The 21,240-nt window shown below is 63.5% G+C and carries 23 protein-coding genes; 15 read left to right on the top strand and 8 right to left on the bottom strand.

Annotated elements, in window-relative coordinates; all coding sequences use genetic code 11:
- The first annotated feature begins 83 nt into the window (after nucleotides 1–83).
- Nucleotides 84–560 carry an Lrp/AsnC family transcriptional regulator gene (locus NKJ94_RS04865; protein WP_352506729.1) on the top strand — a complete coding sequence of 159 codons (477 nt, stop codon included), beginning with the start codon at nucleotides 84–86 and terminating at the stop codon, nucleotides 558–560.
- Nucleotides 561–909: 349 nt separating this feature from the next.
- Here the strand turns inward: NKJ94_RS04865 and NKJ94_RS04860 are convergent, their stop codons facing one another.
- The 3 genes from NKJ94_RS04860 to NKJ94_RS04850 form a co-directional block, all read right to left on the bottom strand.
- Complete coding sequence (locus NKJ94_RS04860) at nucleotides 910–1,485, bottom strand: D-sedoheptulose-7-phosphate isomerase (protein ID WP_352523273.1); 576 nt, start codon at nucleotides 1,483–1,485, stop codon at nucleotides 910–912.
- Nucleotides 1,486–1,492: 7 nt separating this feature from the next.
- Nucleotides 1,493–2,971, bottom strand: a complete 1,479-nt coding sequence (rfaE1, locus tag NKJ94_RS04855; RefSeq protein ID WP_352523271.1) for a D-glycero-beta-D-manno-heptose-7-phosphate kinase — start codon at nucleotides 2,969–2,971, stop codon at nucleotides 1,493–1,495.
- Nucleotides 2,972–3,110: 139 nt separating this feature from the next.
- Nucleotides 3,111–3,743: a LysE family translocator gene (locus tag NKJ94_RS04850; RefSeq protein WP_352523270.1), complete on the bottom strand. Its 633-nt coding sequence runs from the start codon at nucleotides 3,741–3,743 to the stop codon at nucleotides 3,111–3,113.
- 175 nt (nucleotides 3,744–3,918) lie between these two features.
- Here NKJ94_RS04850 and rfaD point away from each other — a divergent pair, with 175 nt between their 5' ends.
- The 3 genes from rfaD to waaC are packed head-to-tail and all read left to right on the top strand — an operon-like array spanning nucleotide 3,919 to nucleotide 6,835.
- Complete coding sequence (rfaD, locus tag NKJ94_RS04845; RefSeq protein ID WP_352523269.1) at nucleotides 3,919–4,869, top strand: ADP-glyceromanno-heptose 6-epimerase; 951 nt, start codon at nucleotides 3,919–3,921, stop codon at nucleotides 4,867–4,869.
- Complete coding sequence (waaF, locus tag NKJ94_RS04840) at nucleotides 4,842–5,849, top strand: lipopolysaccharide heptosyltransferase II (RefSeq protein WP_352523268.1); 1,008 nt, start codon at nucleotides 4,842–4,844, stop codon at nucleotides 5,847–5,849. The genes rfaD and waaF overlap by 28 nt, the downstream gene beginning before the upstream one ends.
- The gene (gene waaC / locus NKJ94_RS04835; RefSeq protein ID WP_352523267.1) at nucleotides 5,846–6,835 is read left to right on the top strand and encodes a lipopolysaccharide heptosyltransferase I; all 990 of its coding nucleotides are present in this window, start codon (nucleotides 5,846–5,848) and stop codon (nucleotides 6,833–6,835) included. Before waaF ends, waaC begins: the two co-directional genes overlap by 4 nt.
- A 220-nt stretch (nucleotides 6,836–7,055) precedes the next feature.
- On the opposite strand, the gene greA is transcribed toward waaC, so the two are convergent.
- Both greA and NKJ94_RS04825 read right to left on the bottom strand, forming a co-directional pair.
- Nucleotides 7,056–7,529: a transcription elongation factor GreA gene (gene greA / locus NKJ94_RS04830; protein WP_023719113.1), complete on the bottom strand. Its 474-nt coding sequence runs from the start codon at nucleotides 7,527–7,529 to the stop codon at nucleotides 7,056–7,058.
- 323 nt (nucleotides 7,530–7,852) lie between these two features.
- The gene (locus tag NKJ94_RS04825; RefSeq protein WP_352523266.1) at nucleotides 7,853–8,410 is read right to left on the bottom strand and encodes a tetratricopeptide repeat protein; all 558 of its coding nucleotides are present in this window, start codon (nucleotides 8,408–8,410) and stop codon (nucleotides 7,853–7,855) included.
- Nucleotides 8,411–8,627: 217 nt separating this feature from the next.
- Between NKJ94_RS04825 and NKJ94_RS04820 the strand changes: the two genes are divergently transcribed.
- The 4 genes from NKJ94_RS04820 to NKJ94_RS04805 all read left to right on the top strand — a co-directional run bounded on the left by NKJ94_RS04820 (nucleotide 8,628) and on the right by NKJ94_RS04805 (nucleotide 12,150).
- Nucleotides 8,628–9,053, top strand: coding sequence for a DUF3775 domain-containing protein (locus NKJ94_RS04820; RefSeq protein ID WP_352523265.1), 426 nt, complete (start codon nucleotides 8,628–8,630; stop codon nucleotides 9,051–9,053).
- Nucleotides 9,054–9,165: 112 nt separating this feature from the next.
- Nucleotides 9,166–10,131 (top strand): extensin-like domain-containing protein, encoded by a 966-nt coding sequence (locus NKJ94_RS04815; protein WP_352523263.1) that lies wholly within the window; start codon nucleotides 9,166–9,168, stop codon nucleotides 10,129–10,131.
- Between the two features lie 118 nt (nucleotides 10,132–10,249).
- On the top strand, nucleotides 10,250–11,089 hold the full coding sequence (locus NKJ94_RS04810; protein ID WP_352523262.1) for an extensin-like domain-containing protein: 840 nt from the start codon (nucleotides 10,250–10,252) through the stop codon (nucleotides 11,087–11,089).
- A 353-nt stretch (nucleotides 11,090–11,442) separates the two neighbouring features.
- Complete coding sequence (locus tag NKJ94_RS04805) at nucleotides 11,443–12,150, top strand: LssY C-terminal domain-containing protein (RefSeq protein ID WP_352523260.1); 708 nt, start codon at nucleotides 11,443–11,445, stop codon at nucleotides 12,148–12,150.
- 33 nt (nucleotides 12,151–12,183) lie between these two features.
- Here the strand turns inward: NKJ94_RS04805 and NKJ94_RS04800 are convergent, their stop codons facing one another.
- Complete coding sequence (locus NKJ94_RS04800) at nucleotides 12,184–13,206, bottom strand: zinc-dependent alcohol dehydrogenase family protein (RefSeq protein ID WP_352523258.1); 1,023 nt, start codon at nucleotides 13,204–13,206, stop codon at nucleotides 12,184–12,186.
- 127 nt (nucleotides 13,207–13,333) lie between these two features.
- Between NKJ94_RS04800 and NKJ94_RS04795 the strand changes: the two genes are divergently transcribed.
- A complete protein-coding gene (locus NKJ94_RS04795) occupies nucleotides 13,334–14,269 on the top strand; it encodes a LysR family transcriptional regulator (protein WP_352523257.1) in 936 nt (311 codons plus the stop codon).
- A gap of 54 nt (nucleotides 14,270–14,323) precedes the next feature.
- Nucleotides 14,324–15,634: a hemolysin family protein gene (locus tag NKJ94_RS04790; protein WP_352523255.1), complete on the top strand. Its 1,311-nt coding sequence runs from the start codon at nucleotides 14,324–14,326 to the stop codon at nucleotides 15,632–15,634.
- A 132-nt stretch (nucleotides 15,635–15,766) separates the two neighbouring features.
- On the opposite strand, the gene arr is transcribed toward NKJ94_RS04790, so the two are convergent.
- Nucleotides 15,767–16,174 (bottom strand): NAD(+)--rifampin ADP-ribosyltransferase, encoded by a 408-nt coding sequence (gene arr, locus NKJ94_RS04785; protein WP_502896062.1) that lies wholly within the window; start codon nucleotides 16,172–16,174, stop codon nucleotides 15,767–15,769.
- Nucleotides 16,175–16,389: 215 nt separating this feature from the next.
- Here arr and NKJ94_RS04780 point away from each other — a divergent pair, with 215 nt between their 5' ends.
- The gene (locus NKJ94_RS04780; RefSeq protein ID WP_352523252.1) at nucleotides 16,390–16,683 is read left to right on the top strand and encodes a hypothetical protein; all 294 of its coding nucleotides are present in this window, start codon (nucleotides 16,390–16,392) and stop codon (nucleotides 16,681–16,683) included.
- A 51-nt stretch (nucleotides 16,684–16,734) separates the two neighbouring features.
- Here the strand turns inward: NKJ94_RS04780 and NKJ94_RS04775 are convergent, their stop codons facing one another.
- Nucleotides 16,735–17,040: a hypothetical protein gene (locus tag NKJ94_RS04775; protein WP_352523251.1), complete on the bottom strand. Its 306-nt coding sequence runs from the start codon at nucleotides 17,038–17,040 to the stop codon at nucleotides 16,735–16,737.
- A gap of 183 nt (nucleotides 17,041–17,223) precedes the next feature.
- Between NKJ94_RS04775 and NKJ94_RS04770 the strand changes: the two genes are divergently transcribed.
- From NKJ94_RS04770 to NKJ94_RS04755, 4 genes are all read left to right on the top strand, one after another.
- Nucleotides 17,224–18,066 (top strand): N-acyl homoserine lactonase family protein, encoded by an 843-nt coding sequence (locus NKJ94_RS04770; protein ID WP_352523250.1) that lies wholly within the window; start codon nucleotides 17,224–17,226, stop codon nucleotides 18,064–18,066.
- On the top strand, nucleotides 18,063–18,536 hold the full coding sequence (locus NKJ94_RS04765) for a MarR family winged helix-turn-helix transcriptional regulator (RefSeq protein WP_352523248.1): 474 nt from the start codon (nucleotides 18,063–18,065) through the stop codon (nucleotides 18,534–18,536). Before NKJ94_RS04770 ends, NKJ94_RS04765 begins: the two co-directional genes overlap by 4 nt.
- Before the next feature lie 7 nt (nucleotides 18,537–18,543).
- Nucleotides 18,544–18,951, top strand: a complete 408-nt coding sequence (locus NKJ94_RS04760) for an SRPBCC family protein (RefSeq protein ID WP_352523246.1) — start codon at nucleotides 18,544–18,546, stop codon at nucleotides 18,949–18,951.
- An 81-nt stretch (nucleotides 18,952–19,032) separates the two neighbouring features.
- Complete coding sequence (locus NKJ94_RS04755; protein WP_352523245.1) at nucleotides 19,033–21,063, top strand: ABC transporter ATP-binding protein/permease; 2,031 nt, start codon at nucleotides 19,033–19,035, stop codon at nucleotides 21,061–21,063.
- The last annotated feature ends 177 nt before the right edge of the window (nucleotides 21,064–21,240 follow it).

Genomic DNA, 21,240 nt, shown 5'->3' with positions numbered 1-21,240 from the left:
TCGATCCACCGGATGGAATGGACAGCAAAGTCGTTTAACTACAAAGTCGCGAAAGATTCTTTCGCGTGACCACGGAAGCTGCCATGCCGATCAAGGCCGATCTCGATGCCATCGACTGGAAGATCCTGCGCGAGCTTCAGCAGGACGGGCGTATGACCAATGTCGAACTGTCGAGCCGCGTCGGCATTTCGGCGCCGCCATGCCTGCGCCGCGTCAGGCGGCTGGAGGAGGCCGGCGTCATCCGCGGCTATCGCGCTCTGCTCAATGCGCCGGCGCTCGGCCTCGACGTCGTCGCCTTCTGCCTGATCGGCCTGCATCATCAGGCCGACGCCGAGCTCAAGACCTTCGCCGAGCGCACCCGCGGCTGGCCGATCGTGCGCGATGCCTGGATGGTGTCGGGCGAGTCCGACTTCCTGCTGCATTGCGTGGCAAGCGACCTCGGTACCTTCCAGACCTTCGTCATCGAGGAACTGGCCTCGGCACCCAATGTCGACACTGTGCGAACCGCGCTGACCATCCGCCGGGTCAAGGACGAAGGCCTGGTGGCGTTTTCGGCTTAAGTGGGTACGATCCCAGGCAAAGCGCCTGAGAAATAAAAAACCCGCCTCGGCGGCGGGTCGTCGGCGCGAATCAGCACCATAGCTAGATTAGTAGCATAGCTGCCGGCACAAAGCAAGAACAAAGTTGCCGGCCTTCATTCCAGCTTGGGTTCCTCGCCCCACGAAAGTGGGGAGAGGTGGCTCGGCAAAGCCGAGACGGAGAGGGGAACCGCGCTCTACGAAAGCCCCTCTCCGGCCGCTTCGCGGCCACCTCTCCCCCGCTTCGCGGTGGGCGAGGAACCCAGGTCTTGAGAAGTCGGCGGGACAGCACCCCCTGCCGGCCATCTGCCCCTGCAAGGGGAACGCGCGATCACCCCGCGTCGCAGAGGCGCGTTTCGACTATTTCGCACAAATGGTGATAAAGGCACAAATGCCCCTGCTGGATGATCGGCGTCGAGGTCGAGGGCACGTTGAGCAGGATGTCCGACAATGGCTTCAGCTTGCCGCCGGTGTCGCCGGTCAGGCTGATCACCGTCATGTCCATCAAGCGCGCCTGCTCTGCGGCGGCGAGGATGCTTGGCGAATTGCCGCTGGTCGAAATGGCGAGCAGCACCGCACCCGCCGAGCCGTGCGCCTCGACCTGGCGCGCAAACACCGTGTCGAAGCCGTAATCATTGCCCCAGGCGGTCAGCACCGCCGCATTGGCCGGCAGCGCGATGACGTTGTAGGCCTTGCGCTCCCTGAGGAAGCGGCCGACCAGCTCGCCGGCGATGTGGATGGCATCGCTGGCCGAGCCGCCATTGCCGGCTATCAGCAGTGCCTTTCCTTGCGAAAGCGCCGCGACCACGGCGCTCACCGCCCGCTCCATCTCACTGGCAAGGTCGCGCTCGATCATCGCCGAAATCGCGGCCGCCGAGCGGACCAGGTATTCGTTCAGTTCGGACATGAAACCCTCAGTTGCCGGCGCGCAATCTGCCGATGGTGCCGGTCGTGCTTTTGCCGGCGACGAGGTCGACCAGCACGACGCGCCCGCCCGCCTTCTGCACCACATCGGCGCCGACCACCTGATCGACCGTATAGTCGGCGCCCTTGACCAGTATGTCGGGGCTCAGCGCTTCGATCAGCGAAAGCGGCGTATCCTCCTCGAAGATGACAACGGCGTCGACCGAGGCTAGCGCGGCCAGCACGCAGGCGCGGTCATGCTGGTCGTTGACCGGGCGCCCCGGCCCTTTCAGCCGGCGCACCGAGGCGTCGCTGTTGAGGCCGAGCACCAGCCGGTCGCATTGGCTGCGCGCCGCATGCAACAGGCTGACATGGCCGGCATGCAGGATGTCGAAACAGCCATTGGTGAAGCCGACGCTCAAGCCCTCGTCCTTCCAGGCCGCCACCAGCCGTGCTGCGGCGGCGGCATCGAGGATCGCATCCTTGTGGGCAACCGGACCATGCGAGCGAAACAGCGCACCGGTGAGTTCCTCAATCGTCAGCCGCGCGGTGCCGCGCTTGCCCACCACCACGCCGCCGGCGGCGTTGGCGATGGACCCGGCCATGACGCGGTCGGCGCCTGCTGCCAGCGACAGTGCGAATGTCGCGATCACCGTGTCGCCGGCGCCCGAAACGTCGAACACTTCGCGCGCTTGCGTGGCGACATGGCGGGCGTCGTCCGGACCGACGACGCTCATGCCCTTTTCGCTGCGCGTCGCGACCACGAAATCCAAACCGTGCGCCGAAATCAGCTGGCGCGCCGCCGCCTCGATCTCGTCGTCGGCGAACACTGCGCGGCCGACCGCCTCGCCGAGCTCCTTGCGGTTGGGCGTGATTGCCGTCGCGCCAGCGTAGCGCGCATAATCGCTGCCTTTCGGATCGACCAGCACCGGCTTGCCCGCCGCGCGGCAGATCGAGATCAGCTCGCCGGCGACGCCGTCGAGCAGCACGCCCTTGCCATAGTCGGACAGGATGACGATGTCGGCCCGCGCCAGCGCTTCGCGGAAGCGCCCGACCAGCATCGCGCGCTCGGCATTGCCCAAAGGCTTGATTTCCTCTTCGTCGAAACGCAGCACCTGCTGGTTGAGCGCGCTGAAGCGGCTTTTGGACGAGGTCATGCGATCGGCATCCTGTGCCAGCCCGCCGATGTCGACGCCAAATTCGCCGAGCATGCGCATGAGGTTTTTGCCGGCCTCGTCAGCGCCGATCACCGAGACCGGTATCGCGGCAGCGCCGAGCGAAACGATATTGGCGACGACATTGCCGGCGCCGCCCATCGCCAGCGTTTCGCCGCGCCCGTGCAGCACGGGGATCGGCGCTTCCGGCGAAATGCGCTCGATCACGCCATTGACGAAACGGTCGAGGATTAAGTCGCCGACCACCAGCACGGTGGCGTTGCCGAACCGCGAGATGGCGCGGTGAAGAGGTTCGGGAGGAGGCAGCTTGATCATGTCAACGCGCGGGAGAGCCGATTTCAGTGACAGGGAGACTCGATTGGCAGGGCCGACCATTCATGGCGATGCCGATATACCGCAATTTCAGCCAACGCAACGGCAGGGCAGCGGCAGATCGCGGCGGCGAGACAGTCCGTCAGCTTTTCTGCAACGCGACATGCACGCCTAGCCCGACGAGCACCGCACCGCCGGCGCGTCGCATCAGGCGCTGCGCCCGGCTCGAGCGCCGCAGCCTGGCGATCACCGCGCCGGCCAGCACCACGCAAACGATGTCGGCCGACGAGAACATCAGGTTGACGATCGTTCCAAGCACGACGAACTGCAGCCAGACCGGAAACGCTGCCGAGGCGTCGATGAATTGCGGCAGGAACGCCATGAAGAAAATCGCCGTCTTGGGATTGAGCACCTCGACGGCAACGCTCTCGAAAAAGGCACGGCGGGCGGATTTCGGCTGAATTCCCGGCAAGACGGCATCGCCTTGCGCCTTGGCGCGAAACAGCGAAACACCGAGCCAGATCAGATAGAGCGCACCCACCAGCTTGACCGCCATGTAAAGCACCGGCACGGCATGGAAAAGCACCGACAGGCCGACAGCGGCGGCGAAGACATGCACATAGCCGCCGAGATGGATGCCGAGCGCCGCCATCAGGCCGGACCAGCGGCCGCGCGCCATGGTTTGCGCGGCGGCATAGAGCATGGCCGGGCCGGGGATATAGGCGAAGATCGCCGTGGTGGCGAAAAAGGCGACAAGCAGTTCGGTTGACGGCATTACCTTGCTCCTGTCGCCGATCGGCCGGCAGGCCGACTGAAACGAGACCTTTGCGGCGCCACTATGGCGCTCACCCGGCCGCCCCGCCACCTCTTTGTCGACAGCCCGGCCCGCCTCCCCTATAAGGCCAGAATCCCACAAGGGCTACAATCGGCACAAGATACCAGAGGCTTTCATGATCATCGTCACGGGCGGCGCCGGCATGATCGGTTCCAACATCGTCGCCGCGCTCAACGCCGACGGTTTCAGCGACATCCTCGTCGTCGACGACCTCACCGACGGCCACAAGATCACCAACCTCGCCGACCTCGAGATCGCCGATTATCTCGACAAGGACGATTTCCTGGCGCGGATGGAGGCCGGGGACCTCGGCCGCATCGAGGCCGTCTTCCACCAGGGCGCCTGCTCGACCACCACCGAATGGAACGGCAAGTTCATGATGGAGGTCAACTACGCCTATTCGAAGCGGCTGCTGCACGCCTGCCTGGCGCTGCGCGTGCCCTTCCTCTATGCCTCCTCGGCTTCCGTCTATGGCGGCGGCGCCGAGTTCCGCGAGGAGCCGGAATGCGAACGGCCGCTCAACGTCTATGCCTATTCGAAAAAGCTGTTCGACGACTATGTCCGCCGCACCGTTTTCGATACCGACCATCCGCCGGTGGCGGGCCTGCGTTATTTCAACGTCTACGGGCCGCGCGAGGCGCATAAGGGCGCCATGGCCTCGGTCGCCTTCCATTTGTTCAACCAGGTCGAACGCGGCGAAAACCCGAAGCTGTTCGGCGCCTATGACGGTTTCGGGCCCGGCGAGCAGAGCCGCGACTTCATCCATGTCGGCGATGTCGCCGACGTCAATCTGTGGCTATGGAAACGCGGCTCGAGCGGCATTTTCAACTGCGGCACCGGCAAGGCCCAGCCGTTCCGCGCCATTGCCGAGACGGTGATCGAGGCGCTCGGTAAGGGCCAGATCGAATTCATCGAGTTTCCCGACCACCTCAAGGGCAGCTACCAGAGCTTTACGCAAGCTGATATGTCCCGCTTGCGCGCAGCCGGTTACAATGGCCAGTTCCGCACAGTGGAAACCGGCGTCAGAGACTATGTCGAATGGCTGAAAGCCCAACGATCCTCGTGATCGGCCCACGCTGGGTGGGCGACATGGTGATGGCGCAGTGCCTGTTCCAGGCGCTGAGGGAGCTTCATCCGGATGCCGCCATCGACGTGCTGGCGCCGGCCTGGGCAGCGCCGCTGGTCAAGCGCATGCCCGAAATCCGCCAGCAGATCGACCTGCCGCTGCAATCCGGCGCGTTCGAATTCCGCGTCCGAAGGCGCTTCGGCCGCCTGCTGCGCGGCCGCTACGACATGGCCTTTGTCCTGCCGGGAAGCTGGAAGTCGGCGCTGATCCCGTTCTTTGCCGGCATTCCACGCCGTGTCGGCCATCTCAAGGAAATGCGCTACGGGCTGCTGACCGACATCGTGCCGTTGCCCGATCGCCTGAAACGGCGCACCGCGCAGGCCTATTTCAGCCTTGCCCGGGGCGGCGCGTTCCAGGCGCCGAAGCTTGCCGTCGATCAAGCCAACCAGGCGGCATTGTTCGGCCGTTTCGGGCTGACGGCGGGGAAATTCGTGGCGCTCATGCCCGGCGCCGAATTCGGCCCGGCCAAGCGCTGGCCGAGCGAACACTATGCCGGGCTCGCCCGCGAGATGATGGCGAAAGGGTTTGGCGTGGCACTGTTCGGATCGAAGAACGACGCTGGGGTGACGGCGGAAATCGCCGCGCTGGCTCCGGGCGCCGTCGATCTTGCCGGCCAGACGCGGCTCGAGGATGCCATCGACCTGATCGCGGCGGCGAGGCTCGCCGTCTCCAACGACAGCGGGCTGATGCATGTCGCCGCCGCCGTCGGCACGCCGGTCGTCGCCGTCTACGGCTCGACCTCGCCGCAGAACACGCCGCCGCTCGCCGAGCGCCGCGAACTGCTCTGGCTCGGCCTGTCCTGTTCGCCCTGCCACAAAAAAATCTGCCCGCTCGGTCATCTCAACTGCCTGAAGACGCTGGAGGTCGAACGCGTCGTGGCGGCGGCGGAGCGGCTGCTGGAAATGCCGGCCGCCGCATGAAAGTGCTGATCGTCAAGACATCGTCCATGGGCGACGTCATCCACACCTTTCCGGCAGTCAAGGATGCGCGCCGCGGCCGACCGGATATCTCCTTCGACTGGTGCGTGGAAGAGGCCTTTGCCGGCATCGTCGCCTTGCATCCAGCCATCCAAACCATCCACAGCGTGGCGATCCGGCGCTGGCGCAGGAAGCTGCTTCAGCCCGGCACATGGCAGGAAGTGATCGGCTTGCGCCGCGCCTTGCGCGATTGTCGCTACGACCTCGTTCTCGATGCGCAAGGCCTGCTGAAATCGGCGCTGGTGGCGCGGCTGGCGGCAGCGCCGATCGCCGGTTTCGACCGTTCGAGCGCCCGCGAGCCTTCGGCGAGCCTGTTTTATGGCCATCGCTACGCCGTGCCGCGCGGCCTGCACGCCATCGAGCGCACGAGACGGCTGTTCGGGCTGGCGCTCGGCTACGAGCCGGATTTTTCCCGGCTTGACTCCGGCATCGCGCCGCCGGCCGCAAGATCGACTTTTGCCGGTGAAAAGACAGCCTTCCTGCTGCACGGCACCAGCCGCGAGGACAAGAAATGGCCGGTCGGTGACTGGATCGAAACCGCTCGCCTGCTGGTGGACAAGGGAATGACGCCGGTCACCACCTGGTCGGACGACCGGGAACAGGCGGTTGCCGAAGCGATCGCCGGCGCCGTTTCGCAAACCGTGGTGGTTCCCAGGTCGCCGCTTGCCGAGATCGTCGCCGTCATCGGCGGCTCGACGCTGGTCATCGGCGCCGACACCGGCCTCACCCATCTCGCCAGCGCTTTCGGCCTGCCGACGGTGGCGGTATTCCTCGCCACCGAGCCCGGCCTGACCGGCCCGCGCGGACCATTCTCATCGACGCTCCTGGCCGCGCCTGGGCGCATCGTCACGCCGGCGGAGGTAGTGGCGGAAGCCGAAAGGTTGCTGGCGCTTCGGGAGACTGGTCCGATCAATGTTGGTAGGGGCTGACCGGCAAGATTAGCGCTGCCCCTCATCTGGCTGCCGCCATCTTCTCCCCGTATGTATAGGGACGGGGAGAAGGACGCCTTCACCGAGGATTTCGCCAATCAGCAACGTTGCAGAAACAGCACCGACGTTGCGGCCAGCCCCTTCTCCCCGTCACTATACGGGGAGAAGTGCCCGGCAGGGCGATGAGGGGCAGCGCTAGCTGATGGAATTAAAGGCGCCCTTAAATGAACTGCACCTGGACGATCTCATACCCGCGCGCGCCGCCCGGTGCGTTGACCTCGATGGCGTCGCCGACTTCCTTGCCGATCAGGGCGCGCGCGATCGGCGACGAAATCGAGATGCGGCCGGACTTCACGTCCGCTTCCTGGTCGCCGACAATCTGGTAGGTCTTTTTCTCCTCGGTATCCTCGTCGACCAGCACCACGGTGGCGCCGAACTTGACCTTGTCGCCGCTGAGCTTGGTGACGTCGATCACCTCGGCTCGCGCGATCAGGTCCTCGAGTTCGTTGACCCGGCCCTCATTGAGGCTCTGTGCCTCTTTTGCCGCGTGATATTCGGCATTTTCGGAGAGGTCGCCATGCGAGCGCGCTTCGGAAATCGCCTCGATGATACGCGGCCGCTCCTGTTGCTGGCGCCAGCGCAGTTCTTCCTTCAATGACGCGAACCCCTCGCCTGTCATCGGGACCTTGTTCATAATGCCTGACCTTTCCTGCCGCCGCCCCCGCAATCGGGAGCGACCTTGTCGATGGTACAAAAAGAAAACGGTCCGGCAGCCTCGGGCTAACGGAACCGTCTCACCACAATTTCGCAAGATATAGCAATCTTCGCGGGTTTTTCACGTCCAAAAAGTCGGTTTTTGAAAAATCATCCACCGATGGCACGGTTGACCCAACGTCAAGCGGCGCTTCCAACATTACCGTGATGCCAAATCCCGGTTGGGGGCCAACATGTGCAGCCCAGCAAAAAACCGGCTGCGATTGCTCACAGCCGGTTATGAGGAGCGTTTCGGGGGTCGAATCAACTCCTCATGAAATGATCGATCTGCTCCGACAGCATGCCGTATTCGCGTGATCCCTTGCCCGCGCGCTTCTCGATCTCGCGGAGCTGTTCCTGGGCGCCGGCAAGATCGCCGATCTGCAGGTGCGCCTCGCCGAGATATTCGCGCACCAGCGTGTAATTCGGGTCGATGCGCAGCGCTTCCTCGTAATAGCCGAGGCCGACGGTGACGCGGCCGGAATGGCGGTGCGAATAGCCGAGATAATTGAGGATGCGCGGATCCTGCTTGTTGGCGGCGAGGCTGAGCACGGCGATCGCCTCGTCATAGCGCCCGGCCATCGCCAGATCGTGACCGGCATCATAGATGCTGTCGTCGTCCAGCATGCCTTGCTTCGGCGAGACGCATTTCTTCTGCTTCTTGTCCCAGACCTCCCCCTTCTTGCACTGGGTCTGGCTGCCGCCATTGCCTCCGCCTCCGCCGCCGCCACCTCCCCCACCCTCACCAGCCGAAAACGCCGGGGCCACAAACAGCGGCAGGGCGGCGATAGCCATGACCTGAATCAGCAGTCGTCTGCGCATCGAAGTCTCCTTTGAACCTGACAATGCAACATTAACGCCGGGCCAAAGCCGTTTCGTCCCGGAAATGTCATCCTATCCTACAAACGCCATCCATCCCAGGAACGCACGGCATCGGAAATCATGCTTCAACGATTAACGCCGACGCGCAAGATGACGTGACGAGCGCTGCAAATCCGCTATCATCCGGCAAACCGAGCACGAAGTAGGGAGAGCGCCGGTGCAGCAACGCCTTGAACGGGAATGGGAGCTTTCGATCGGTCCCGATACCGTGCGCCTGTTCATCCTCAAGGCGAAGGCGCTCAGCGCCGCCGTCAACGAAGACTATGCCGACGGCGCCGAGCACGAGATAGAGCTCGACGGCAACGCGCACGACAACCACCATCATGACGGCCTTGCCGAGGAAAGCTCCGAAAATCTCACCGAGGAAGAACTGCGCGAGCTGATCGACGACCTCAATGTCGACGAAGCGGCCGAGCTGATTGCGCTGGCCTGGGTCGGGCGCGGCGACTATGACGCGACGGAATGGACGGACGCGCTGACCGCCGCCCGCGAGCGCGCCAACAAGCGCACCGCAAAATATCTGCTCGGCATGCCGCTGCTGGCGGACTGGCTCGAGGAGGGCCTTGAAGCGATCGGCGCATGACAGCGCGGTTACCGATTGTGATCGGCAGCGCCCCTCGCCCAAAGCAACTTCCCTGCACGCTGGCCGTTGCGAGCTGATGGCGGCGTTTGGTTTTTCCAGATTGTGCAGACTGATGCTCGCCGTTGCGGCGGCGTCGCTGCTGGCCGGGTCCGTATCGGCCGAGGCGCCCAAACTACCGCAAACTGCACCCGTTCCCGAGTTCAACCAGGAAGCCACCCCGCCATCGCCGGCCGACATCCCGGTCCCCGAACCGCGCCCGGCCGCAGAGGCCGAGCAGCCCCAAATCGAGCAGCCGCAAAACGGGCAGCCGCAAAACGGCCAATCCCAAAACGGCCAGTCCCAAAACGGCCAATCCAAGACCGAGCAGCCTGAGCCGCCGGCGATCGCACCACTACCTCCTGAAAAGCCGGCACAGTCAGTGCCGCTGGCAAGCGCACCGGTCGCGCCACAAAACCCGACCGAAGCCGAGGACAAAAAGGAGGAGAAAAAAATCCTTCCAGATCCTCGATCGGCGGCTATTGCCGATAAAGAAATGCCGGACGAGGAGTTGGCCTGCCGCAGGCGGCTGAAGTCGATGGGCGTCGATTTCGAGGAGCGCAAGCCCGAGCAGGATGCGGCGGTCGGTTGCTCTATCCCCTACCCGATCGTGCTGAAGACGCTCGGCAAATCCATCGCCATCGGCCCCAAAACCGAGCTGAATTGCCAAATGGCCGAGGCCACCGCGCGCTTTGCCGCTGCCGTCATCCAGCCCGCGGCCAAGGCGGAGTTTGGCGAGGATCTCAAATCGATCGGCCAGGCCTCCGCCTTCGTCTGCCGGCCGCGCCACGCCGGCGGCAACCTATCGGAGCACGCCTTCGGCAATGCGCTCGATATCGCCAGCTTCAAGCTTTCGGACGGGAAGGAGATCGATGTCGGCCCGGCGCCGCCGCAGAAGGACGCGAAATTTCTGGACACGGTGCGCAAGGCGGCCTGCGGACCGTTCAAAACCGTGCTTGGCCCTGGCAGCGATGCCGATCATTCGCTGCATCTCCACGTCGACCTCGAACCGCGCCGCAACGGCGGTACGTTTTGCCAGTGACATCGAGCCCGCCGACATCGGGCGCCGCAATTTGGCCGCAGGCGTGAACGGCGCCGCTGATGTTTCCTTTACCCTTGGCGATTAAACTCTGTGCCATCTGGGGACAGGATACCTGCCGATGGCCGGAATATTTCGCGCTGCGCTTGCCGCCGCGCGGCAAACAAGGCGCGCGCGTATGGCCGGCAGGCTTGCCGCCATGCTTGCCATTGCGGGGGTCTCCGCCTGCAATACCAGCAGCGTGCTGTCGCTGCAGCCGGCCGTCGATGTCGGCAGCCAGACCGCTGCCGTCCCGCAAACTTCCGGCCCACAAAGTTCCGGCCCAGAATATTCCGGCATGCAGCGCCTCGTCCCATCCAACCCCTACATGACGGCCGCCTATCCGCGCATGGGCGACCCGATGTCGCCGGCCGAACAGATGCCGGCCACCGAGATCGATTGCCGAAAGGAACTGAAACGCCTCGGTGTCGTCTACACCGACATTGCGCCGATCCATGAAGGCCAGTGCGGCATCGATTATCCCGTCAAGATCTCGGCCATCGGCAGCGTCGAGATGAAGCCGGCCGCGACGCTGACCTGCGACATGGCCGCCACTTTCGCCGGCTGGACCAGGAACGAACTCGTCCCGTCGGCCCGCTGGCGCTATTTTTCAGGCGTCAAGACCATCCACCAGGGCTCGAGCTATTCCTGCCGCAGGATCGCCGGCGAAGGCGTGTTGTCGGAACACGGCAAGGGCAATGCGCTCGACGTGATGAGCATCGAGCTCAACAATGGCGACGACATCGACGTCCGCAAGCCCGGCCTGTTCGCCTTCCGCACTCGCGGCTTCCTCAACAATGTGCGCGCCGACGGCTGCCAATATTTCACCACCGTGCTCGGCCCCGGCTATAATTACGACCACCGCAACCATTTCCATTTCGACATCAAGAACCGCAAGAACGGCTATCGCGCCTGCCGCTGATTGGCAGTCTTTCAGATTGGCCGAAACCATATATCCCTTGGTCATCCTTGGGCGGAGCGTGAGCGAAGCGAAGCGCGCAGACCCGAGAATCCATGCCCGTGACCGGCGAGCGTCGCTGCGGTGCGGAAGCTGGGATTTTTGTGAAGACGACGACAATGGCGGTGAAGCCGTCCTTTGTCCGGATGGCAAAGAACAATAAGGACAATGCCCGTTTTCTGGACCGTTGCGCACTTCGTTCCACCTCATGGCATGGATCCTTGGGTCTCCGCGACGTCGCTTCGCTCCTGCTCCGCCCGAGGATGACGAAGGCGTGGTAAGCTCTAGCCAGATACACTTAGGCGCTAAGTTTTCGCATGAGCAAACGAAGCCTTCGACGACGCGCAACGACCTGGCTGGTGGCATGCTGTGCCGCCTATCTATCGCTCGCCTATTTCGCCGCGCCCGAGTTCTGGACGTTGCGGGACCGCAATTTTCGCAGCCGCCAATTCGAGATGGTGACGCATACGCCGCAAGGCATTCCGGGCGATCCGATCAATGTCGGCCTCGTCGGCACGAAGAAGGAGCTTGTCCATGCTTTTGCCGTCGCCGGCTGGGATACGGCAGACGCAATCACGCTGAAGACCGCGATCGAGATCGGCGAAAGCGTGCTGTTCGGCCGCCCCTATCCCGACGCGCCGGTCAGCCGGCTGTTGTTCGAAGGTCGCGCCCAGGACTTCGCCTTCGAAAAGCCGGTCGGCGACAGCGCCGACCGGCGCCACCACGTCCGCTTCTGGCAGACCGATGCGACCGGCGACGACGGCCGACCGCTTTGGCTGGGCTCGGCCAGCTTCGATCGTGGCGTCGGCCTCAGCCACGATACCGGCGCGATCACCCATCACATCGGCCCCGACATCGACGCCGAGCGCGATGGGTTGATGCGCGACCTCGCCGCCGCCGGCATGCTGATCTCGACCAGCGAGATACCAGGTGTCGGCGCCACAAAGACCGGGCGCAACGGCGAAGGCGATCCCTATTTCACCGACGGCAAGGTCATCCTCGGCATCCTGCTGCAACTGCCGTAGGCGCGCCGTATGACAGCCTTCGTCCCGACGGGGTCAGGGCACGGTGATCACGATCTTGCCGAACGGTCCCGTCTCCAACCGCTCGAATGCCTGCGGCACCTCGTCGAAGCCGAAGACCTTGTCGATCACTGGCTTGATCGCGAGCGTCTCGATCGCCTGGTTCATCCGCTCGAAGGCGCGTCGATGGCCGATCGATATGCCCTGTACGACGATCCGGTTGCGCAGGAACGGAATGATCGGGAAACTGAGTTCCATGCTGCCCAGAAGGCCTATCACCGACATCCGGCCGTCGGCGCCGAGCGCATTGAGCGAGCGCCGCGCATTGTCGCCGCCGACCATTTCCAGCACGTGCCTGACGCCGGTGCCGTCTGTCAACTCGCGGGCGACCTCGTCCCATGCCGGATGGCTGCGATAGTTTATCGCTTGCCAGGCGCCGAGCGCCTTCGCCCGTTCGAGCTTCTCGTCGCTGCTCGAGGTGACGATGGCGCGCAGGCCGAAGGCGGCGGCGAACTGCAGCGCAAATAGCGACACGCCGCCGGTGCCCTGGATGAGAACGGTCTCGCCCGGGATCGGCTTGGCCGCCTCGACCAGCGCGAACCACGCCGTCAGCGCCGCGATCGGCAGCGTCGACGCCTCGACATCGCTGAACGACGGCGGCGCCGCCACGGCGGCATCTTCATGAAAAAGCACATGCTCGGACAGCGTGCCGGGCAGTGACGATCCCAACGTATGCTTGTGCAGCACCGGCGGTGCGCCGCCGTCCGGCCAGTCGGCGATCACCTGGCCGAGCACGCGCTGCCCGACCCGGAAGCGGCTGACTTCGCCGCCGGTGGCCACCACCTCGCCCACCGCGTCCGATGTCGGCACGAACGGAAAGGTGAGGTCCGGCATCAGCACGCCATCGACGATCATCCTGTCCTTGTAGTTCAAAGATACCGCTGTGACGCGTACCAGAAGGTCATGTGGCCCGGGTTGGGGCACCTTTCCCTTAGCCGGCTTCATCCTGGACAGGCCGAAACCGTTCATCTCCCAGGACGTGTTGTTTTCGGTGCTCATTCGGTTCGCGCTCCGCTGTTGATGGCTGCGCCAGATATTTACGCCGTTTCACTATCGAGAAAAGTGCTTCCATGTGGCATGTTCCGCAACAAATTTAGGAACAAAACTCTACAATAGGAGAGCTTCATTGGAATCGGCCAACCTGCAAGGCATCGTCGCATTCGTTCATACGGTGGAGGCCGGCAGCTTCACCGGCGCCGCTGTCCGGCTGCATGTCACCAAATCGGCGGTCGGCAAATCGATCGCGCAGTTGGAACAACGATTGGGCGTTCGCCTGCTCAACCGCACCACCCGCAGCCTGAGCCCGACCAGCGAGGGCTTGAGCTATTACGAAGCCTGCGTCAGGGCGCTGGCCGAGATCGAAGCCGCCCGGTCGCTGTTGGCATCGCGCAAGCAGGTGCCTTCCGGGCGGCTGCGCGTCGACCTGCCTTTGGCCTTCGGCCGGCGATGCGTCGCCCCGCTGCTGTTCGACATTTCCAAAAAATTCCCGGACCTGACGATGGAAATCTCGTTCAACGACCGGCGCGTCGACCTGATCGAGGAAGGCATTGACCTGGCGGTGCGTATGGGCGACCTCGACGACAGCCTTTCCATCGCCGCGCGCCGCATCTATGCCCAGCGCTCGGGCATCGTCGCCGCCCCCGCCTATCTCAATGCACATGGCAGGCCGCGATCGATCGAGGAGATCGCCAGGCACAGCCTCATCGGCTACGGCCGCGACGGCACGGTCCATCCCTGGACCATCAGGCATGCCGACGGCCGTCTCGAAAAGTTCGCGCCCAAGGCGCGGCTGGTGCTCGGTCACGGCGAACCGATGCTCGATGCAGCACTGGCGGCCTGCGGCATCGTCTTTCTGCCGACATGGCTGACGGCCGATAGCGTCAGGCGCGGCGAACTCGAAATGGTTCTGTCGGACTGTCTTGTCGAGAACGCCGTGGTGCATGCCATCTGGCCGGTGACGCGCAACCTCGCGCCGAAAGTCCGCGTCGTCGTCGACACCCTGATCGAGCATTTTTCCGCGCCGCCTTGGGATGTCGGAGATCAGCTCCGCGCGCTATCTTGAAAAATCGCGGCCGTCCTATTTTCGAAAACCGCGCGGCAATGCTATGGACCCGGCATGCTTTATGCTGAAATTGCCATCGTGGTCGTCCTCATCTGCGTGAACGGCCTTCTGTCGATGTCCGAGCTCGCTATCGTCTCGTCGCGGCCGGCCCGGCTCAAAGCGATGATCGACCGCAATGTCAAGGGTGCCGGCCGGGCTCTGGCGCTCGGCGCCAATCCGGGAAAGTTCCTGTCCTCGGTGCAGATCGGCATCACTTTGGTGGGCGTTTTGTCCGGCGCCTTTTCCGGCGCCACGCTCGGCCAGCGGCTGGCTACCTTCCTGGCGTCGGCCGGCGTCCGCGAAAGCCTCGCCGATCCCCTCGGCGTCGGCATCGTCGTCGCTGTCATCACCTATGGCTCGCTGATCATCGGCGAACTGGTGCCCAAGCAGATCGCATTGCGCGACCCCGAACGGGTCGCCGTCAGGGTCGCCCCGGCGATGACAATCCTCGCCAGCGTCTCGGCGCCGCTGGTCTTCCTGCTCGATTTTTCCGGCCGTGCCCTCCTGTGGCTGCTTGGCCAGCGCGGCCAGAGCGAGGAGAAGGTCACCGACGAGGAGATCAAGATGCTGGTCGCCGAAGCCGAGCACCATGGCACCATCGAATCCGACGAACGGCGCATGATCGCGGGCGTCATGCGGCTCGGTGATCGTGCCGTGCGTGCGGTGATGACGCCACGCACCGAGGTCGACTGGATCAATTTGCAATCCGACGAGGCGACCATCAGGAAGCTGTTGATGGAAACCCAGCATTCGCGCCTGCCGGCCGGCGACGGCGGCGTCGACGCCATGATCGGCGTCGTCCAGACCCGCGACGTGCTGGCGGCGATGCTGGGCGGCCGCGCGCTGGACCCGCGCCGGCACGTGCGCGCCGCGCCGATCGTGCATGACCAAGCCGACGCGCTGGACGTGCTTGCGACGCTGAAGGAATCCGACGTGCCGATGGCGCTGGTGCATGACGAATACGGCCATTTCGAAGGCATCGTCACCCCGGCCGACATACTGGAGGCGATCACCGGCGTCTTCCGTTCGGACCTCGACGCCGGCGAAGAGGAAAACGCCGTCAAGCGCGAGGACGGCTCATGGCTGCTCGCCGGCTACATGCAGGCCGACGAGATGGCGGAGGTTCTCGGCATCGACCTGCCCGAGAACCGCGACTACGAAACCGTCGCCGGCTATGTGCTGTCGCATATGCACCATCTGCCGGCGACCGGCGAATGCGTCGACGCGCAAGGCTGGCGCTTCGAGGTGGTCGACCTCGACGGCCGCCGCATCGACAAGCTCATCGCCACCCGCCTGCCCGGCGGCCACCGCGAGGTGGTGCGGTAAGACGCGGTGCGGGGTGGGCTGTTCGAATGTCAGCTCTTGACCCAATTGCGGACGTGGAGCCGTATTTTTCGCGCGGCTGCGACGCAGAAATGCGATTGCCGCCGACCGTACGCCAAGGCCAAGCTTGGCAATTCAATCGATCGCCTCGATGCCTTGCGCCTTCAGGCGTTCGAGATGATCCTTCATCTCCTTCAGCCGCTCGGGGGAGTGGCCCTGCCACTCGGTGACCTCGCCGGTGATCCTGAGCGGCTCGCGGGCGCGATAGGACTGCGTCGGATTGCCGGGGAATTTCTTGTCGGTAAGGTTTGGGTCGTCCATGATCGGGCCGGTTGGCTCGACGATGTAGATCCTTTCCCGTCCGTCACCAGTGGCCAGCTCGGCACCCCAGATGGCCGCATCCAGAGTGCCACTCAGATAGACCCAGGCCGCCTGCTTTCGCGCGCCGTAATTGGAACTGTAGCCGGCTTCGATCAGGTCTCCCGGTTTAAGGTCGGCCCGGGTGCCGTGGTAGAATTGGCGCGGGTTGTCGGAGGCTGTCATCGGCTCGCTACTCATCCTCGTTGTCTCAAGCGTCATGGTGTCGTGGTGCGCACTATTTCATGCACGTCACCGAATCAAGCGTCTGGCCGTGCGGTTATCGGACGTCCGCTCTCAGCGCTCCTGACACCCATTCCAGTCATCCCGCCCAATGCACGCTATCGGTCGGCTGCCGGTGCGGCTATTATCGGCGCTCTGCATGTCACCACGGTGGAAAAATGGATCTGCAAACCTTCAGGGATTCGATTGCAAAACCACAGCCACCAGCCGGCTTGAGCCCTGCCCTGCAGGCGCTGTGGTGGGATGCAAAGGGCGATTGGGCTAAGGCGCACGAATGCGCGCAGCAGCGCGACGATACGGCGGGCATGCACGTGCATGCCTACCTCCATCGCAAGGAAGGCGACCAGTCGAATGCGGAATATTGGTATCGCCGCAGCAACGCCGCGCCGTCGACCTCAACGCTTGACGAGGAATGGGAAGAGTTGGCGCGTGCACTTCTTGGGCAAAGCTGACGCGGCTCGGTCCCTCGCAAAATAGCCGGTCCTGCATCCACTCGCCGGGGTTCAGTTGGCGCCCTGTGGCTTGTCCCTGTCGTTCCATTCCGCATTGCGCGCTCGCGCTTCTTCGGCGATCAGCTTGAACTCCCGCATCTTCGCACCCTCGATGGCGAATGCGCGGCTTGGCAGGACGCCGGGGTCCTCCTGACTGTTCTGAAACTGAAAACGGGCCTCCAGTTCGGCCCATATCCGCTCGGGTGGCGTGTCCAGGCGGGCAAGTAGCGCGATGACCAGCGCCAAAGTCTCGCGCTGGGCATTCAGCCGCCCTTCGATCTCTTCATTAGGCAATTCGGACATGCGGATCGCTTCCAATTTCTGGCTCAACGGCAAAATCGCGCCCTTGTTCCGGAATTCAGCGCCGGCATGGCGTCAGCGGCGAGCAGCAGATGCTCGCGATTCTCATAGCGCAAGCGCGCCGATCTTTCTCCTCGGCCCATATTGACACCTAATACACGACGCGTCATATAATGACACGTCATCTAATGGAGAATGAAAATGAAGGTACATGCCATCCGGACCGGATCGGTCCGCATCAAGACGGCCCAGATCGAGGGACGCGGCCATGGGCTTGCCAGCATCTTTGCCGACAGGAACTGGTCCGACTGGCTGCCGACCTTCGCCTGGGCCATCGAGCACGACGAGGGCGTCATCGTTGTCGACACTGGACAGGCGGCACATCTGCTGAACGGGCACGGACGCTCGCTGCATCCGTTTTTTCGCTGGGAAGTACGCTACCGTATCGAGCCGGAAGAGGAGATCGGGCCGCAGCTGCGCAGCCTGGGCATGGGACCGCGCGACGTCAAGTGGGTGGTGCTCACGCATCTGCACATGGACCATGACGCGGGTCTCGTGCACTTTCCACATAGCGAGATACTCGCCGCCCCCAGTGAGATCGACACGGCGTCGGGTTTCATGGGAATGCTCCGCGGCTACCTGCCGCAACGCTGGCCCGACTGGTTCAACCCCACACGGCTCGAGCTCGACGATGGACCATTCGGTCCATTTGCGGCGAGCAAGCGCTTGACCATCGCGGGCGACGTCATAGCGATCGCTACCCCTGGTCACACTGCCGGTCATCTTTCGGTGCTGGTGGAGGACGGCGACGCGACGCTCTTTCTCGCAGGCGACACGTCGTACAACCAGGCACTGATGCTTGCCGGCAAGGTGGACGGGGTGGGACCCGATACCAAGGTTGCCGCTGCAACCCTGAGAGCCGTCCGGCACCTCGCTGAGCAGCGGCCGACGATCTATCTGCCAACCCATGATCCGGAGGGCGCCGTGCGGCTGGCGACGCGTCAGCTGGTGACCGCTCCGTTCGAACTGGGAGCGGCGGCATGAACCCGGAAGAGGAGCTGCGATTCCTGATTCTCGGTGCCCAGCGCGAAGGCAACAGGCTGCTTACCGACTTGCTCTCCCCGCTTGGCGTCACCCCTTCCCAGGCTGAAGTCATCAGCTGCCTGAAGGCCGGCGAACCAATGTCGCTCAACGCTGTTGGCAAGCTGCTGGTCTGCGAGACCGGCAGTCCCAGCCGGCTGGTAAGCACGCTGGTCGAGCGGGCGCTCGTCGTCAGGCGGGAAAACGCCGAGGATCGTCGGCAGGTGGAGCTGGAGCTGACACAGGAGGGGCACCGGCTCGCCGCCGAAATCCGGCAGGTCGAATCCCGGCTTTATGGATGGCTGGGCCAGCGGCTCACCCTGGACGAGATCACAACCGCCGTCGGGCTGCTGCGAACTCTGGTCGCGGGAACAGCTGCCGGCAACGCAATCGCCCGGCGCAATGGGCCATCATCCGATCTCCCGAAGGAGTAAGTCACAAATGTTCGACACATCAATCGAGATCGACAGGCCTGCCCAGATCGTCTTCCGCCATATCGAGGATATCGAAGCCGCTCCGGCCTGGTACTCGGCGGTACAGTCGGTGACCAAGCTCACGGCCGGCCCGGTCGGTCGCGGCAGCCGCTATCGCTTCAGCCGCGACCTTGCCGGGCAGGTCCTCGAAAATATCGTGGAGGTCACGGAGTTCGACGCCGATGCACTGCTGACTTTATCAAGCTTGGACGGGCCGACACCATTTACCTATCGCTTTCGGCTGGTGCCGACGGGAAACAGAACGCATCTCCATCTTGAGGGTTCGATCAGCGGAAAGGGGGCTTCCCGGGCCGATGGCACTTCTCGCGCCGCTTGCGTCCAGCTTCTTCGAACGCGGCATGCGAACGAATCTTGAAAGCCTGAAACGAATTATAGAGACGCCGGCATCTCGAGCGGAGATCATGAAACCTTCTGATTTTTAAGCCGTTATCGCCGGATGTCCGAGGCTAAATTCAAGCCGAAATTGATCGACGGCGCCAAATCGCGCGATACTGAAAAGTCGCGCCAGGAGAAGCAATCGACTGTCGAAGTCGCGTCTGAGGTCGTCGGCGAGGCCGCGCCGCCGCCGGATTTCATCGAACCCGATCCTGAGCTGACACCTGAAGAGGCCGAGCAGGCGCGCAAGAGATACCTGCTGAAGCGTTTCTGGATCAGCGCGCGCGGTTACTGGGGCAGCAGTGGCGATAGGCTCGCTTGGCCGTGCACGATCGGGCTGTTGGTCCTGATCGTCACCAATGTCGGCTTCCAGTACGGGATCAATGTCTGGAACCGCGCGATTTTCGACGCCATTGAGCAACGCAATGCCCATACCGTATATTGGCTGAGCGGCGTATTCCTGCCACTCGTGCTCGGAAGCGCAAGCCTTGTGGTGGCACAAGTCTTCTTTCGTATGACGATACAGCGCCGCTGGCGTTCCTGGCTCACCACCGCGGTCATCGCGCGTTGGCTCGCAAGCGGCCGCTACTATCAGCTGAACCTCGTCGGCGGCGACCACAGCAACCCCGAAGCCCGCATCGCGGAGGATTTGCGGATTGCCACCGAATCGCCCGTCGATTTCATCGCCGGTGTCATCGTCGCATTTCTGTCGGCCTCGACCTTCATCGTGGTGCTCTGGACGATCGGCGGGGCCCTGACCCTGACGATTGCAGGTTCGACCGTCACCATTCCCGGCTTCCTGGTCATCACCGCAGTGCTGTATGCCGCGATCACGTCCACCTCGATGGCGGTCATTGGCCGCCATTTCGTCCACCTCTCCGAGGAAAAAAATCAGGCGGAAGCCGAGTTCCGCTACACGCTGACGCGGGTGCGGGAAAACGGCGAGAGTATCGCATTGCTCGGCGGCGAGGAGGAGGAGCGTAGCGGCATCGACAAGACATTCGCCCATGTGCTCAGGCAATGGGCGCTCCTTGCAGGCCAGCACATGCGCACAGCGCTGGTGTCGCAGGGGTCGAGCCTGTTTGCGCCAGTCGTGCCGGTTTTGCTTTGCGCCCCAAAGTTTCTCGAAGGCAGCATGACACTTGGACAGGTAATGCAGGCTGCCTCTGCCTTTGCCATCGTGCAGGGCGCGTTCGGATGGCTGGTCGACAACTACCCCCGTCTCGCTGATTGGAACGCCTGCGCACGGCGCATCGCCTCGCTGATGATGTCGCTCGACGGGCTTGAGCGTGCGGAACAGAGCAACACCCTTGGACGCATAAAGCGCGGCGAAACAGAAGGCGATGCGATGCTCGGCCTGAACAATCTCTCCGTGTCGCTCGACGACGGCACCGCCGTGGTCAAAGAAACCGAGGTCGTGATCGATCCAGCCGAGCGGGTGCTCGTTGCTGGCGAATCCGGCTCAGGCAAGAGCACGCTGGTGCGGGCCGTCGCAGGTCTGTGGCCGTGGGGTAGCGGCAGCGTCAACATCCACGCCAACCGACGGTTGTTCATGTTGCCGCAACGGCCTTACATACCCACCGGGACCCTTCGCCGCGCAGTCGCCTATCCAGGCGCCGCCGACAACTGGACGCTGGATATGATCAAGGCTGCCCTCGACAAGGTGGGACTCGGCTATCTCAACGATAAGATCGAGGTCGACGCGCCATGGGACCAGACCTTGTCGGGTGGCGAAAAGCAGCGGCTCGCCTTCGCGCGTCTTCTGCTGCACAGCCCCGATATCATAGTGCTGGATGAAGCAACCTCAGCACTCGATGAAAAGAGCCAGGAGACGATGATGGAGATGATCATTCGCGAATTGCCAAAGGTCACCATCATCAGCGTAGCGCATCGCGCCGAGCTGGAAGCCTTCCATAGCCGCAAGATCACATTGGAGCGGCGCGAGGGCGGCGCAAAACTTGTCAGCGATATCGATCTCGTCCGGCGCAAGGGCAGACGGAACTTGCTTGTGCGCCTTCTGAGGCACCGCCGCTCCCAACTGAAAGGCAGCACGACCTTGAGCAAAGCGGCGCTGCCCCAGACAAAAAAGTGAAGTCCGCCGGTCGAGGCCCCGGCGGACCGTCGCCCGTTCGAGTCACTGCCCGCGTCTGGTCTTAAAAGCACCAGCCGTGATACCTTGCTACCGTTCAGGTGTTGCTGTCGGAACGTCAGATGGCACAAGCGCATTCCATGTTCTGGTGCAAAGCCGAGGCTGGCTGTGAAACGGCCC

Origin of the sequence: Mesorhizobium sp. M0060, from assembly GCF_040323155.1 — a bacterium.
In the GTDB taxonomy this organism is placed as follows: Bacteria; Pseudomonadota; Alphaproteobacteria; order Rhizobiales; family Rhizobiaceae; genus Mesorhizobium.
This window is presented reverse-complemented; position numbering and strand designations above follow the sequence as displayed.